At 67.2% G+C, this 13,381-nt stretch carries 16 protein-coding genes; 15 read left to right on the forward strand and 1 reads right to left on the reverse strand.

The window, feature by feature from the left end:
* Positions 1 to 254: 254 nt before the first annotated feature.
* From JX001_RS03290 to JX001_RS03345, 12 genes are all read left to right on the forward strand, one after another.
* Positions 255 to 575, forward strand: coding sequence for a TrbC/VirB2 family type IV secretion system protein (locus JX001_RS03290; protein ID WP_241004740.1), 321 nt, complete (start codon positions 255 to 257; stop codon positions 573 to 575).
* The gene (locus tag JX001_RS03295) at positions 572 to 853 is read left to right on the forward strand and encodes a VirB3 family type IV secretion system protein (RefSeq protein ID WP_434082625.1); all 282 of its coding nucleotides are present in this window, start codon (positions 572 to 574) and stop codon (positions 851 to 853) included. The genes JX001_RS03290 and JX001_RS03295 overlap by 4 nt, the downstream gene beginning before the upstream one ends.
* A 7-nt stretch (positions 854 to 860) precedes the next feature.
* Positions 861 to 3,284 (forward strand): conjugal transfer protein TrbE, encoded by a 2,424-nt coding sequence (gene trbE / locus JX001_RS03300; protein WP_205682285.1) that lies wholly within the window; start codon positions 861 to 863, stop codon positions 3,282 to 3,284.
* Positions 3,235 to 3,984 carry a TrbJ/VirB5 family protein gene (locus tag JX001_RS03305; protein ID WP_205682286.1) on the forward strand — a complete coding sequence of 250 codons (750 nt, stop codon included), beginning with the start codon at positions 3,235 to 3,237 and terminating at the stop codon, positions 3,982 to 3,984. Before trbE ends, JX001_RS03305 begins: the two co-directional genes overlap by 50 nt.
* Positions 3,985 to 3,995: 11 nt before the next feature.
* Positions 3,996 to 5,411, forward strand: coding sequence for a P-type conjugative transfer protein TrbL (gene trbL / locus JX001_RS03310; RefSeq protein WP_205682287.1), 1,416 nt, complete (start codon positions 3,996 to 3,998; stop codon positions 5,409 to 5,411).
* Between the two features lie 2 nt (positions 5,412 to 5,413).
* Positions 5,414 to 6,097: a conjugal transfer protein TrbF gene (gene trbF / locus JX001_RS03315; protein ID WP_205682288.1), complete on the forward strand. Its 684-nt coding sequence runs from the start codon at positions 5,414 to 5,416 to the stop codon at positions 6,095 to 6,097.
* On the forward strand, positions 6,076 to 7,101 hold the full coding sequence (trbG, locus tag JX001_RS03320) for a P-type conjugative transfer protein TrbG (protein ID WP_205682289.1): 1,026 nt from the start codon (positions 6,076 to 6,078) through the stop codon (positions 7,099 to 7,101). Before trbF ends, trbG begins: the two co-directional genes overlap by 22 nt.
* The gene (locus JX001_RS03325) at positions 7,098 to 8,315 is read left to right on the forward strand and encodes a TraB/TrbI/VirB10 family type IV secretion system protein (RefSeq protein WP_205682290.1); all 1,218 of its coding nucleotides are present in this window, start codon (positions 7,098 to 7,100) and stop codon (positions 8,313 to 8,315) included. Before trbG ends, JX001_RS03325 begins: the two co-directional genes overlap by 4 nt.
* Positions 8,312 to 8,824 carry a S26 family signal peptidase gene (locus JX001_RS03330; protein WP_205682291.1) on the forward strand — a complete coding sequence of 171 codons (513 nt, stop codon included), beginning with the start codon at positions 8,312 to 8,314 and terminating at the stop codon, positions 8,822 to 8,824. Before JX001_RS03325 ends, JX001_RS03330 begins: the two co-directional genes overlap by 4 nt.
* Positions 8,818 to 9,423 (forward strand): lytic transglycosylase domain-containing protein, encoded by a 606-nt coding sequence (locus JX001_RS03335; RefSeq protein WP_205682292.1) that lies wholly within the window; start codon positions 8,818 to 8,820, stop codon positions 9,421 to 9,423. The genes JX001_RS03330 and JX001_RS03335 overlap by 7 nt, the downstream gene beginning before the upstream one ends.
* Positions 9,424 to 9,693: 270 nt before the next feature.
* Positions 9,694 to 9,900, forward strand: coding sequence for a hypothetical protein (locus tag JX001_RS03340; RefSeq protein ID WP_205682293.1), 207 nt, complete (start codon positions 9,694 to 9,696; stop codon positions 9,898 to 9,900).
* Positions 9,888 to 10,268 carry a helix-turn-helix transcriptional regulator gene (locus JX001_RS03345; RefSeq protein WP_205682294.1) on the forward strand — a complete coding sequence of 127 codons (381 nt, stop codon included), beginning with the start codon at positions 9,888 to 9,890 and terminating at the stop codon, positions 10,266 to 10,268. The genes JX001_RS03340 and JX001_RS03345 overlap by 13 nt, the downstream gene beginning before the upstream one ends.
* Here JX001_RS03345 and JX001_RS03350 read toward each other — a convergent pair.
* Positions 10,265 to 10,531, reverse strand: coding sequence for a DUF7662 domain-containing protein (locus tag JX001_RS03350; RefSeq protein WP_205682295.1), 267 nt, complete (start codon positions 10,529 to 10,531; stop codon positions 10,265 to 10,267). The genes JX001_RS03345 and JX001_RS03350 overlap by 4 nt on opposite strands.
* 48 nt (positions 10,532 to 10,579) lie before the next feature.
* Between JX001_RS03350 and JX001_RS03355 the strand changes: the two genes are divergently transcribed.
* The 3 genes from JX001_RS03355 to JX001_RS03365 all read left to right on the forward strand — a co-directional run bounded on the left by JX001_RS03355 (position 10,580) and on the right by JX001_RS03365 (position 13,378).
* Positions 10,580 to 11,104, forward strand: coding sequence for a hypothetical protein (locus tag JX001_RS03355; RefSeq protein ID WP_205682296.1), 525 nt, complete (start codon positions 10,580 to 10,582; stop codon positions 11,102 to 11,104).
* Positions 11,105 to 11,606: 502 nt separating this feature from the next.
* Positions 11,607 to 12,629, forward strand: a complete 1,023-nt coding sequence (locus tag JX001_RS03360) for a helix-turn-helix domain-containing protein (RefSeq protein ID WP_205682297.1) — start codon at positions 11,607 to 11,609, stop codon at positions 12,627 to 12,629.
* Positions 12,620 to 13,378: a hypothetical protein gene (locus JX001_RS03365; RefSeq protein ID WP_205682298.1), complete on the forward strand. Its 759-nt coding sequence runs from the start codon at positions 12,620 to 12,622 to the stop codon at positions 13,376 to 13,378. The genes JX001_RS03360 and JX001_RS03365 overlap by 10 nt, the downstream gene beginning before the upstream one ends.
* Positions 13,379 to 13,381: the final 3 nt, after the last annotated feature.

Below are 13,381 nucleotides of genomic sequence, written 5' to 3' on the forward strand. Positions count from 1 at the left end.
CGGAATTAAGACAGCCTCCTTCAGCAAAGAGCGCTGCCGGGCCCAGAACGCAAGTCTCCGCAAGTTGCCATCAAAGTTGAATCGACTAAGGGGTGCGAAGTCATCTCAAGTCATATTATGAGTCATGAAGAGTTGTTATGAAGTCGTAAGCAAGTCGCGCAAAATAATCGATACACAGAGTTGACAACCTGTGGATATATTTGCTTGCAATGTGATGCATCGCGCAGAGACGCGCTGAACACAGGAAGCAAGATATGCGAGGAAGACTTGGGCGCCGCCTGTTCGGCGCGATGATGATGTGCGGCCTGATGACGGCTGGGCCGGCGTTGGCCGGAGGGTCGGGAATGCCCTGGGAAGGGCCGCTCCAGCAGGTGGTCCAGTCCATCACGGGACCCGTGGTTCAGGCCGCTGCGGTCGTTGCGGTCGTCATCTTCGGGGCCGGGATCGCGATGAGCGAGAACGGATCCTCGATGCGACGCGGCCTGGGCATCATGTTCGGCCTCTGCATCGCCTTCGCCGCCTCGACCTTTTTCCTCGACTTCTTCGGCTTCGCCGGCGGGGCGGAGATCGGATGATGGCCGGCTCCCTTCAGGACGGCCGTCCGGAGGGCTGGGACCTTCCGGTCGCCCAGGCCCTGACCGAGCCTGTTCTCATGGCCGGCATGCCCCGGGACTACGCCATCGCCATGGGGACCATCGCGGTGGTGCTCGGCCTGGCCTTGCGGATCTGGTGGCTCGGCCTCCTGTGGTGGGCCGCGGCCCATGCGATCGGCCTGTGGGCGGCCAGAGCGGACCGTCGGTTCTTCGATGTGCTGCGGCGCCACCTCGCCCTGCCTGGCCACCTGGACGCGTGAGGTATCCATGCGTTTTCTCGAAGAACATCGCAGACGGCCGGCAGCCCTGGCCGACCATCTGCCCTGGGCCGCTCTCGTCGCGCCGGGCGTGGTCCTCAACAAGGATGGCTCCTTCACCACGGGCTTCCGGTTCCGGGGACCGGACCTGGAATCCTCGACCGAGGATGAACTGATGGCGGTGCGGGCGCGCCTCAACAACGCGCTCAAGCGGCTCGGGACGGGCTGGTGCCTGCATATGGAGGCGCGTCGGCGCGAGGCCACCCCCTATCCGGAAAGCGCGTTCGACATCGACGTCGCTTGGCTTCTCGATGAGGAGCGCCGGAGCCGGTTCGAGGCGGGCGACCCCGCTTTCGAGACCGATTTTCGCCTGGCCCTGACCTGGCTCCCGCCGGCCGACGACACGCGGCGCATGGAGCGCTGGCTGTTCGATGGCCTGGCCAAGGGCGGCGCGGATTGGCGCCAGGCCCTGGCGCTCTTCACCCGGGAGGCAGCGACCACGCTCGACCTGCTGTCCGACGCGCTTCCCGAGATCGAACCGCTCGACGACACGAATCTGCTGACCTGGTTTCACGATTGTGTCTCGCCGAGGAACTTCCTGGTCGCCGTCCCGGAGTCTCCGATGTATCTGGACGCATGGCTGGCGGACGCCGACCTCTCGGGCGGGATCGCCCCGCGTCTCGGAGATCGCTGGCTCAAGGTCGTCTCCGTGCGCGGTTTGCCTTCGGTGACCCGGCCCGGCTTGCTCGATGCGCTCGGCGCCCTTCCGTTTCCCTATCGCTGGACGGCCCGCTGGATCGGTCTCGACAAACCCGAAGCTGAGCGCGAGATCGTCAAGCTGAGGAAGCGCTGGTTCGCCAAGCGCAAGGGCGTGGGCGTTCTCCTGCGCGAGGCCATCACCAAGGAGGAGGTGCCGCTCCTCGACACCGATGCGGCCTCCAAGACCGAGGAGTGCGACGGGGCGCTGGCAACCCTCGGCGCGGAGGCCTGCGCCTTCGGCTATCTGACCCTCACCGTCACCGTGCTCGATGCGACGGAAGAGGGCGCTGCTGCCAAGGCGCGAGCCGTCGAGGCGGTCCTGAACGCTCAGGGCCTTGTGGCCCGGATCGAGGACCTCAATGCGGTGGAGGCCTGGCTCGGCTCCCTGCCGGGCGAGCCCTATGCCGACGTTCGCCGACCGCTCGTCTCGACCCTGAATCTGGCCGATCTGCTGCCGGTGTCCGCCGTCTGGGCTGGTCCGTCCATGGACCTGAACCTTAACGGCCCGCCCTTGGCGACGGCCCGCACGACAGGGTCCACCCCGTTCCGTCTGGTGCTCCATGTCGGCGATGTCGGCCATGCCATGGTCGTGGGACCGACCGGCTCGGGCAAGAGCGCCCTTCTTTCCTTCCTGTCCCTGCAGTGGTTCCGCTACCCGGAGGCCCGCGTGGTGTTCTTCGACAAGGGCCGATCGGCGCGGGCCGCGACGCTCGCCGCCGGCGGCTGCTGGCGCGCGTTGGAACCGGGCGCGCGGTTCTCGCTGCAGCCTCTGGCGGGCATCGACCAGGAGATCGAACGGGCCTGGGCGTCGGAATGGATCGCAGAGACCGTCCGGCTCGCGGGCCTGGAGCCTGTGCCAAGGATCCGCGAAGAAATTTGGGCGGCGCTCGCAGCCTTGGCCGACGCCCCCGTGGCGCAGCGCACTCTGACAGTCTTCAGCGCCCTGGTGCAGGACAAGGCCGTCGCCGCGGCTCTTGAGCCTCTGACCCTCAAGGGTCCGCACGGCGCCCTGCTGGACGGCGAGGGCGAGGCAATGGTTCCGAGTCGGTTCGACACCTTCGAACTCGAAAGCCTGATGGCCACGCCCTCGGCCGTGGCCCCGGTGCTGTCGGCGCTTTTTCATCATCTGGAGCGCAGCTTCGACGGTCGGCCCACACTGCTCGTCCTCGACGAGGCCTGGCTGTTTCTTGGCGAGACCGCCTTTGCGGCTAAGATCCGGGAATGGCTCAAGACGCTCCGAAAGAAGCGGGTCGCCGTCGTGTTCGCGACCCAGAGCCTGGATGACGTCGCCGCCTCGCCGATCGCGACCAGTCTGATCGAGAGCTGCCCGACCCAGGTGTTCCTTCCGAACCCCCGCGCGTTGGAGCCGTCTTCGGCGCGCCTCTACCAGGGGTTCGGCCTGAACCGACGCCAGCTGGAACTGATCGCCTTCGCCACGCCCAAGCGGGCCTACTATTGGCGCCAGCCCCGCGGCCGACGCCTGTTCGACCTGCGCCTGACCGGCGTGGCTCTCGCCCTGTGCGGCGCCAGCGCGCCGGAAGACCAGACCCTCATCGACGACATTCTCGCCACCTCCGGAGAGGCCGGATTCGCGCGGGAATTCCTAACAGCCAAGGGAGTGCACCATGTTGACGCCGTTTTCGACGCCTTCGCCCGACCGCTCGCGGCCGAATAGGCCGGTCCAGATCCTGGTCGCCGGCCTCGTCGCCGTCAGCCTGCTGGCGACTGCGACTCCCGTCCCCGCGCAACAGGTCGTCTTCGATCCACGCAACCATATTGAAAACGCGCTTCAGGCCGCGCGACAGTTGGAGAGCCTGGCCAATGAGGCCAGAAGCCTCGCGGCCTCGCCCTATAGCCATCTGACCGGCAACAGCCAGTCGTTGCGCGACATGGCGGAACTGGCCCGCACCGCGCGAGGAATCGCTAGCTCGGTCAGCGGCCTGGAGCAGCAGTTCCAGAGCCTGTATCCCGAAGATCTGTCCGGTTCTGACATGCTGCGGCTCCTGGAGCAGGGTCAGGCCCGGACTGCCAACGCCCGGCGCACGGCCGAAGACGTCGCACGCACCGCCGCCGAGCTCGAACGTCTCGGACAGGGACGCAATCAGCGACTGAGCGGAGCCTTGTCGGCCAGCGAGGCCGCTGCAGGCCAGACCGCCGCGATCCAGTCCTCCAATCAGATGCTGGCCGTTCTGGCCGAAGATCTCGCGGCGCTGCGAACCATCATGCTGGCCCAGTCCCGCCTTCTGGCCGAGGCGACGGCGCGCGACGCCGCGACCCAGGCCTCGGGGGACGAGGCCCGTCGCCGCCGCTGGGCGGGCTCGGCCGGCACGCCCGCCGCACCGACCTTCGATCCCCTGTCGCACGCGCGGGACTGAGGAGCGGCAGCATGTCGGTCGGAGTGGAAACCCCCAATGAGCTGATGGTGGTGTTCTCGAACACCGTCTCGGCCGGGTTCGACGCCCTGCAGGGCGCGGTCAACGGCGTCTTCGGGCTCCTGATCGTCCTGGTCGTCGCCCTGACCGGGATCCAGTGGGCGATGTCTTCCAATCGCGAAGTCCTGGCCTCCGGCTTTGGAAAGGTGCTGCTGATCGGCGCCTTCGCCTGGTTGATCAACGACTGGCAACAGCTGTCCGAGACCATCTACGCCGGCTTCATCGAACTGGGTCTGACGGCCGGCGGCGGATCGCTCAGCCGCGCCGACTTCCTCAATCCTGGCGCCATCCTGGCCCAGGGCTGGGAGATCGTGAAAGCGCTCGGCGAAACCCCGGCGCCTGTCGACAACCCGCTCGACGTGGTCGGCAACATCGCGGACGCCCTGATCCTGGGCCTGGCCATGATCGGCATCATGCTGGCCTTCGCCGTGCTCGCCCTGCAGATCATCGTGGCGCTGCTGGAGTTCAAGATCGTCACCCTGGGCGGCTTCATCCTCCTGCCCTTCGGCATCTGGAACAAGTCCGCCTTCCTAGCCGAGCGGCCCTTGGGATACGTCGTGTCGTCGGGCCTCAAGGTGCTGGCCCTGGCCATCGTCATCTCCGGGGCCCGGACGGTTTTCGACCAGCTCCAGCCCTCGGCCAATCCCGACATCTACGAGGCGTTGAGCATCCTCGTCGCCTCGATCCTTCTGGCCATGCTGGCCATGTTCATCCCCAATCTGGCCTCGGCCCTGGTGACGGGCGGGCCGGCCCTCGGCGCCGGCGCCGCCATCACGGCCGGCATCGCCGTCGGCGGCAGCGCCGCGCTGGCCGGTGCTGGAGTCGCGGGAGCCGGCACGGCGGCTGGGGGCAGCGCGGCGAGGATGTCTGGCCCGGCCCGGGCGGCGGCCGGCGCGGGTGGCGGCCGGTCTCCGACCCCGCCGATGTCGCCTCCGCCCTCCACGCCGCCCGGACCCGCCAACGACAATCCGTCGCCCTCCGGTCCGCGTCGGCCGTCGGGCGGGGCGAGGTCGGGCGCGCCGTCGTCCCCCTCGGGGGGGATGTCCGAGCCGGCAGTGGCGTGGCGGCCTCGCCAAACGTCGGGATCGGCCTCGGGTGAAGCGTCGGGATCCGGTGGCGCGGCCAACGACGGCGCGGGCGACGGGGCGCGCCCCGGTCGAGCGGCTGAAAAGATCGCGGCGGAGGCCCGGTCCGCCCGGTCCGATTTCCATCGAGCCGCTGCGCAGTCGACCGCGTCCGGCGGGGCGAGAGCGCCCGCGCGCGCGCGGGCCCTGCAAGCCTTCTTCGTCGCCAACGCCGGGCGCGGGCTCATGCCTGCCGGTGAGACCAGCGGCGTCCTGTCTCCCAACCTGAGAACCGAGGAGTCCTGACCATGCACCCCTTCTTTCGTCCCAAACGCGCCCTGGCCTCGGCACCCGAGATGACCCCATACCAGCGCGCGGGCCAGATCTGGGACGACCGTATGGGCCTGTCTCTGGCGCATGCCCGGAACTGGCGACGCATCGCCGTGGCCAATCTCGTCCTCGCCGGCTTCCTCGGCGCAGGCTGGTGGGTCCAGGCCGACCGGGCCGTCGTCAAGCCCTTCGTGGTCGAGGTCTCCGACTGGGGCGAGACCCAGCGGATCACCGCAATCGGCGGGCGCTACGAACCGAGCGAAGCCCAGATCGGCCATGCCCTCGCCGGCTGGGTGCGCGATGTTCGCTCAAAGTCCATCGACCCGATCGTCATCCGCCAGAACTGGCTTCGTGCCTACGACCTGATGACCCCCAAGGCGGCGAGCTTCCTCAATGCCTGGGCCCAGACTCACGACCCTTTCGCCGAGGTCGGGCGCGAAGCCGTCAACGTCGAGGTGCTCAACGTCGTGCGGCGCACCGAGCGAACCTACGACCTGCAATGGCGCGAGACCCGTTTCGTCAACGGCCAGCAGGCCGGCGTCGAGCGCTGGCGCGCCCTGATCACCACAACGACCCAGCCGCCCCGCACCGAGGCCGAGCTGATGAAAAACCCCCTTGGATTGAAAATCGAGGATGTATCATGGACCCCCGACGCTTCCTGATCCTGGCCGGCCTGGGCCTCAGCCTGTCCGGCTGCGCCGTGCTCAGTCGAACGGCCACGCCGCCGACGGCGGCGCCACGACCTCTCGTCGCGGCCGAGGCTGCAGCCATCATCGGGGATCAGCCTTTGCCCCAGGTGACAGTGCCGGTCGTGGAGCCGGCCTCCGATCCGACACCGTTGGCTACCGATACCGTCGGCGTTGCGTACGAGGCGCAGCCGGAGCCCGCGGCGACTGCGACGGCGTTGACCGGCCGACGCGCGATCGTCGCCGCCAACCTGGACGCCCGGGCCCCTTCCCGTTCGGATGCCTTCGTCGGTGGGGTCCAGGTGTTCGCCTGGTCTCCGGGTCGGGTGTTCGAGGTCTGGACGGCGCCTCTGCGGGTCACCACCTTGACCCTGGGGGCCGGCGAGACCCTGGTCTCCAAGGCGGCCGGCGACACCGTCCGCTGGCAGATCGGCGAGACCAGCTCAGGCGACGGCGCTGGTCAGCGAACCCACGTCCTCCTCAAGCCGCTGCAACGAGGGTTGGAGACCAACCTGGTCCTGACCACCAACCGACGGGTCTATTTCATCGACCTGAGGAGCGGTGATGCCTCGGGGTTCAATGCCGCGATCGCCTGGGATGCGGGGGCAATGGATCCCCCGGCCATGGAGCCGATCGCCGAGGCCGCAGAGATGCGCGTGTCGGACCCTGTGGCGATGCCGGAGGGGCCGATCGACGCGCGCTACCGGATCGAGCCCCAGGGTCGCCGGGCGCGCTGGACACCGGCCTCGGTCTTCAATGACGGGCAGCGCACCTTCATCGCCTTCGATCCCGATCTGCAGATCGACGAGGCCCCGGCCCTCTTTGTGATCGCCGCTGACGGCGAGACCCAGATGGTCAACTACCGCCAGGCCGGGGGTCTGTTCATCGTCGATCGGGTCTTCGACCGCGCCGAGCTACGGCTCGGCGATCGTCGCCCCCAGATCGTCCGCATCCGCCGCCTCCAGGGAGCCGCCCGATGACCGCGTTCAAGGATAGTCCCCACGATCCCGACGACGTTTCTCCATCGACGGAGCCTGACTCTGGACCGGAGGTCGGCCCCGACCTGGCCGGCGCGGCCAAGGTGCCGCCCCCGGGCCTGTCGATGCGGGCGCCGCGTCCGCCGGTGACCCGGCTGCGCAAGTCTGTCGTCCAGACCCTCGTCATCGGCGGCGTGATCCTCGTCTCCGGCTCCCTGGCCTGGGCCTTTGTCGTCCAGCCGGAACTGCGTGACAGCGCCAGGCTCCGCGCCGTCGAGGGCCGGGAGGACCAGGCGCGGGGCTCCGTTCGGCCCTCCGAAGCGGTCACCGATCAGCCTGCGACCTATGACCGGCTGCCCGAGCCCCGCAATGGGGGCGAGCCCGAGACGGCTGTGCCCGATGCTCTGACGCCGCCGCCCGCGCCGGTCCGGTACGGGGCCGGGTATGCGCCATCGCGGACGACCCGGGCGACCGGGCCAAGTCCGGGCGAACAGGCGGCGCGATCGGGGCTGTTCTTCGAGGGACAGTCATCCGGGAGCGGTCAAGACGCGCGTGCCGTGGCGCGTCCAGTCAACACCGACGCTCGTCCGGACGCTTCGGATGTCGGCGCCACCTACAACGGCCACACGCTGACGGCGCCCCTGTCACCCTATGAGCTGAAGGCCGGTGCGATCATCCCCGCAGTCCTTTTGACTGGAGTGGACACCTCCCGCGCCGGTCCGGTCGTGGCGACGGTCTCGCAGAATGTCTATGACACGGTCAGCGGACGCCATCTCGTCCTGCCGCAGGGGACCCGCCTCATCGGCCGCCATGAGGGCGAAAGCGCCTACGGCGACCGGCGCGCCTTCCTGACCTGGGACCGGCTGATCCTCCCTAATGGCAAGAGCCTGGTCCTGACCGGTGAGCCCGGCGTGGATGCACAAGGCGCGGTCGGGCTGCGCGGCGAGGTCGATCGGCGGCTGTTCCCGCTGCTGGTCGGGACCCTGTTCGCCGGCGCCATCACCACACTGGGCCAGATTGCCCGGGATGGAGACGGCGACGGATCGGGCGGTCTGCTGGGTGACGCCGGGGACGCCGCCGCCATCGAGGGCTCCCAGGTCGGGGGCCGGCTGGTGGACCGCGAGCTGGAGGTCCGGCCGTCGATCCGTCTGCGCGCCGGGGCCCCAGTCCGCGTGATGATCACCCGCGACCTGATCCTGGAGCCGTACCGCCCATGACCTCGCCCTTGGACAATGGAAACCGCTGGGCCGTGCTGGGGGTCACCCTCTTCTTCCTCACCCTGGGCGCCCTGATCGTCGACCGGACGCCGGCCCTGGCCCTGGTCAACGAGAGCCCCAGCGTGCCGCGCGGCCTGTATCTGCGACGGCCCGGCGCGCCGCCGGAGAGGGGGGCGATGGTCGCTCTGCCCCAGCCCCCGCTCGCCCGCCGCTATCTGGGCACGCTCGGGATGCCTGAGGATGTCCTGCTGATCAAAAGGGTGGTGGCCGTCGGCGGCGACCCTGTTTGCCGGCAAGGGCAGGCGATCCGCACGCCGGGCCGGGTGGTCCCGGTTCTCGACCGTGATGGACGCGGCGCGGCTCTGCCCGCTTGGACCGGATGCCGTCGGCTGGCGCCCGACGAGCTCTTCCTGCTCGGCGACACGCCGGGAAGTTTCGACAGTCGCTATTTTGGCCCCGTCCGGACCCGGGATCTGGAGGGGGTGTTTCGGGAGACTCTGACATGGTGAGACCCTTTTTGGCCGCTCTGGCCCTGGCGCTTGCGACCTGCGACGCCTCCGCTCAATCGGTCGATTGGCGCATTGCCGGCGGCGATCTGTTTGGACGTCCCGCCTCGCAGCCGGTGTCGGACCTGGCCGGCGTCGAAGACGCCACGCCCCGACTGCCGCCCCTGTCCCAGCCGTTCATGGACGCCATCGCCGCAGCGGCTGAGCGCCACGGGTTGGATCCGAAGATGCTCCACGCCCTGGTGATTGTGGAATCCGCATACCGGGTCGATGCCGTGTCTCCGGTCGGGGCCGGCGGCCTGACGCAGTTGATGCCGGGAACGGCGGCAGATCTCGGCGTTCGGGACCGGTTTGATCCGATCGAGAACCTCAATGGCGGGGCAGACTATCTGGCCCGGCAGTTGCTCCGCTTCGGGGACGTTAAGCTTGCATTCGCGGCGTATAATTCGGGACCGGATCGTGTCGCCCGGCTCGGGCGCATTCCGAACATAGCGGAGACGCAGGCCTACGTCGCCGCCGCGATTGACTGCTACCTCGCGCTCTCGGCCGGGAGGGGCGCCCGCAATTCCCGGGAGTGCCAGGCGCGGGAGCCCGGTCGATGATCCCCGCGACAGAACCGGTGGCGGCTGTGGCTGGCGACGCCGACGAAGATCTGCTGACCCGCAAGGAAGCGTCCGCCTTCCTGATCCAGTTTGGCATCCGCATGAAGCCCGAGACCCTTGCGCGACTGTGGTCCACCGGCGGCAATGGCCCCCCTTGTCTCCACGTTCGGCACAGGCCCTACTATCCGCGTGGCGTGCTTCGCGCCTGGGCTATGAATCAGGTCAGCGACCTTCGCGCGTCTGCGCCGCCCGCGGCTAGGGGTCGGCGTCATGGGTGAGGCGGGATTGGATGGCTTCAGAACCGAGTGGTCGCCCACCGTGGCGGACCTGTTGATCGACCCGGCGGTCAGCTTCGCCCTGAAGGATATTCTTCGCACCTGGGAAATCCGCGATCCGGTCGATGCGGCGCGAGACGCCCGGTTGTTGGCTGAGGTGCTGGAGCGCCGGGCGGACGAGGCGGTGTCATGGATACGGTAAAGGAGCCGTCGCCGTTCGACGATCTGGAGGACCGGATCCTGCCCTGGTCGCAGGTGAAGGTGATCTGCGGTCTGAGCCGGACGACGGTCTGGCGTATGCAGAAGACTGGAGATTTCCCGGCCTGTGTTCAAGTCTCGCAGAACAGGGTCGGATGGTGGCAGAGCGAACTGCTGGCCTGGCGACGGGCGAGGACGCCGCGGCGTCTGCCGGAGCCCCGGGTGATGGTGGCGGCGGCGAAGCCGGTCGAATCGCCGACGGTCGGGCGAAAAATGGCAGAGCCGCAGCGAGCCTTGCGGCCAGAGAGACCTCGCCAGAAACGGAAATCCGGTGTTCCGGAGAACCAGACAGCGTTCGACTTCGGAGGCTAGGCGTTCGAACCTGGAGATCGAACTCGCTTGAAACGCACGCGGTCGGCGCCGGCGATCAGGAAGGCGTCGAAGCCGGCGTCGCCCCAGGCCTTGCGTTGAACATGGGTCGTCGCCGGGTCGGTCGTGTTAGCCCACCACTGCGGCAGGCCTGCACTCTTGGGCAGCATATAGCCGATCTTGCGCTCCATCTCGACGAAGGAGAGCTCGAGTTCATCGGTCTTCTGTTTGCGGAGATAGTCTCGAAGCGGATCGTATTTGGCCATAGACCTACAAAGCCGGACAGCGACGTCATTGCCAAGGGACAGGCGCGAATGAAAACCTACGCGGAGGCCCTGGAGCCCGACTCCCGATATCGGATCGTGATGACGGACGACCCGATCGACGGCCTGCGCCCGTCGAGCTTCCGCGACCACTACGACATGGTTGCGGATCTGGAGTTGCCTGCGGGTGTGCCTGAGGTCGTGGTCCGGATTTACGCGCGCGCCCTGAACGCCTTGATCTACGGCTGGCTCGACTATGAACTGATGGTGGTCGCCGCCGGTCAGGCCTTGGCCAGTCTCGAGTTCGCCCTGAAGACCCGACTGGGCGCTGACGCCAATAAGATGCCCGGCCTCGCAAGGCGCCTGGGCTATGCGGTTGAACGGAACATTCTGTCGGCCCCGCAGACAAGTCAGTGGGGCGACGATCATGCGTTGCTGGTCCACATTCGCAACGAGATCGCCCACGGGAGCGAGCACATCTATCCGCCGAACCTCGCGGCAATCATATTCGATCGCTGTCGGGCTCTGATTTGCGAACTCAACGCCCTTCCGGCGCCGAGCCTTCGACAACGATGACAGCGTCGCCCTTCCGCGCCTGGCGAGACTGATATGAACAAGTTCGAGCTTTGAGAACCATCTGCAAAATCGCGCTCTCGCGGCCAGAAGAAAGCGGGCCGGTCGCCGTCCCCTGGGCCGACCAGTCTCGGCTCCTCTCGCCGGAGGCGCAGTATTTCGCTCCGTGGAGCGATGTCGCCTATGCCTCGGCATCAGAATTCGCTGCAGATGACGCGATTCAGGATCCCGTCCGCCTCACGCGCTGGAAGCGGGTCTAGCTAGAAGCTGGGTGCCCGGCTTCTCTGACGATCAACTCAGGCAACGGCTCGACTGGCTGCTCCTGGAGGGGCGTCGGCTCAGGGCGTGAAGGCCTCGAACGCGATTTGGACCTTCTTCCAATCGAAGCCCGAGCCTGACGTTGGCGGATTGCAAACGCGGGTCGGTGACTAGGAGGCGCGCCGCCGCGACATCGATAATAACATTAGATTGAATGGTAACATTGTCAGTGTTATCGTCCAATCCAATGTTACCGAACGCGACATCTTTTGGGAGTCTGGGTCGTCTGTTCGACGATGCGGCGGCCTACGTCGCCCAGCTGTTCGACATCCGATTGACGTTCGAGACCGCCGACGTCGGTCTCTTGCCGTTCTTCCTGACGGATCGCTATCGTCTCGCTGAAACGAGCCTGTTCGGGCGAAAGCTGCTCATTCTCGCCACGCCCGGCCAGGACGTGGAAACGCCGGCGACGATCGCCAAACACATCGAGACCGCCCGCTCGACATCGGACGCGTTCGTGGTTGTCTTCCTGACCGACGCCCTGAGCTCGGCCAATCGCCAGCGTCTTATCCAGCAGGGTGTCAACTTCATCGTCCCCGGTAATCAGCTGTTCCTGCCCGAGCTCGGCGCCGATCTACGCGAGTATTTCCGGTCAGAGGTCCGACCGGCCGTGGAACAGTTGACGCCGGCCGCCCAGGTCGTGGTCCTGGCTTCGTTGCTTCGCGAGGACCTCGACGGTCAGACGCCCAAATCACTCGCCGAGCGGTTTCAGTATTCCGCCATGAGCACCGGGCGGGTGGTTGATGAACTGCAGCGGCACGGCATTCTCAGCATCGATGTTCGCGGCCGGGAGCGTCGCATCGCTTTCAAGCAGGAAGGCGAAGACCTCTGGCGGGCTGTCCGTGATTTGCTCCAGTCGCCGGTCCGCGCCCGCCGCCGGGTCAGGCCGTTTCCCGAGGTCCGGGCGCTGCCGCTGGCCGGGGAATCCGCTTTGGCGGATTACACCCTCCTCGGTCCTCCCGTTCATGAAACCCGGGCGGTCTCGGCCCGTCAGTGGAAGGGGCTGGTCTACCAACACGACCTTCGACCGGCCGACGATCATGACCCGGAGGCCATCCGCATCGAAACGTGGTCGTACGATCCCCGTCTGCTCTGCCATCACGGCCCGGTCGTGGATCGCCTCTCCCTGTATCTGAGCCTGGAGGATCGTCATGACGAACGCCTCGATCAGGCTGTCGACACTCTCATGGAGCCCTTTGGATGGTCGTAGGCATTGATGTGTTCAAGGCGGCCTTCGCGGGCTTCGAGGACCAGTACACCCTGATCGGCGGGGCGGCGGCAGAGATTCACATGACCGGGGCCGGATTGCCGTTCCGGGCTACGAAGGATCTCGACCTGGTCCTCTGTCTCGAAGCTCTAAAGCCGGAGTTCGTCCAAGCCTTCTGGGCTTTCATCGATGCCGGCGGCTATCAGACCCGTGAACGCAGCGACGGCGAGAGGGATTTCTTCCGGTTCACCCATCCCTCCGACAAGACCTATCCGGCGATGATCGAGCTGTTCTCGCGCCTGCCCGATGTCATCACCGTGCCGGAGGGCGCGCGCCTCACGCCCATACCGGTGGAGGGAACGGTCGAGAGCCTGTCGGCCATGTTGCTCGACGATGCCTATTACGCCTTGCTCAAGGACGGAACGACGGAGGTGGATGGCGTCCCTGTCATCGACGTCCAGACTCTCATTCCGTTCAAGGCGTTCGCCTACAACAACCTGGCGCGCGACCGGGCCGACGGCCAGCAGGTCGATAGCCGCAATGTCACCAAGCATCGCAACGATGTGTTCAAGCTGCTCCAGCTGTTGGGGCCCGCGGCGACCATGGCACTGCCGGAGGGCATCGCCGCCGATCTGCGGACCTTTGTCGATGCGGTCGAGGCGGACAAAACCTTCGATCCCAAGGCGTTGAAACTCATGCCGGCCGACACGGGGCAACTCGTCGCGCGGCTCAAGGCCGTCTACAACCTCTAGCGA

The organism is Brevundimonas fontaquae, assembly GCF_017086445.1.
In the GTDB taxonomy this organism is placed as follows: domain Bacteria; phylum Pseudomonadota; class Alphaproteobacteria; order Caulobacterales; family Caulobacteraceae; genus Brevundimonas; species Brevundimonas fontaquae.

Coding starts and splice junctions, on each gene's coding strand:
- trbL (WP_205682287.1), top strand. CDS start 3,996: ATGTCGGTCGGAGTGGAAACCCCCAATGAGCTGATGGTGGTGTTCTCG.
- JX001_RS03330 (WP_205682291.1), top strand. CDS start 8,312: ATGACCTCGCCCTTGGACAATGGAAACCGCTGGGCCGTGCTGGGGGTC.
- JX001_RS03290 (WP_241004740.1), top strand. CDS start 255: ATGCGAGGAAGACTTGGGCGCCGCCTGTTCGGCGCGATGATGATGTGC.
- trbF (WP_205682288.1), top strand. CDS start 5,414: ATGCACCCCTTCTTTCGTCCCAAACGCGCCCTGGCCTCGGCACCCGAG.
- trbE (WP_205682285.1), top strand. CDS start 861: ATGCGTTTTCTCGAAGAACATCGCAGACGGCCGGCAGCCCTGGCCGAC.
- JX001_RS03365 (WP_205682298.1), top strand. CDS start 12,620: ATGGTCGTAGGCATTGATGTGTTCAAGGCGGCCTTCGCGGGCTTCGAG.
- JX001_RS03305 (WP_205682286.1), top strand. CDS start 3,235: ATGTTGACGCCGTTTTCGACGCCTTCGCCCGACCGCTCGCGGCCGAAT.
- JX001_RS03360 (WP_205682297.1), top strand. CDS start 11,607: ATGTTACCGAACGCGACATCTTTTGGGAGTCTGGGTCGTCTGTTCGAC.
- JX001_RS03340 (WP_205682293.1), top strand. CDS start 9,694: ATGGGTGAGGCGGGATTGGATGGCTTCAGAACCGAGTGGTCGCCCACC.
- trbG (WP_205682289.1), top strand. CDS start 6,076: ATGGACCCCCGACGCTTCCTGATCCTGGCCGGCCTGGGCCTCAGCCTG.
- JX001_RS03295 (WP_434082625.1), top strand. CDS start 572: ATGATGGCCGGCTCCCTTCAGGACGGCCGTCCGGAGGGCTGGGACCTT.
- JX001_RS03350 (WP_205682295.1), bottom strand. CDS start 10,531: ATGGCCAAATACGATCCGCTTCGAGACTATCTCCGCAAACAGAAGACC.
- JX001_RS03335 (WP_205682292.1), top strand. CDS start 8,818: ATGGTGAGACCCTTTTTGGCCGCTCTGGCCCTGGCGCTTGCGACCTGC.
- JX001_RS03355 (WP_205682296.1), top strand. CDS start 10,580: ATGAAAACCTACGCGGAGGCCCTGGAGCCCGACTCCCGATATCGGATC.
- JX001_RS03345 (WP_205682294.1), top strand. CDS start 9,888: ATGGATACGGTAAAGGAGCCGTCGCCGTTCGACGATCTGGAGGACCGG.
- JX001_RS03325 (WP_205682290.1), top strand. CDS start 7,098: ATGACCGCGTTCAAGGATAGTCCCCACGATCCCGACGACGTTTCTCCA.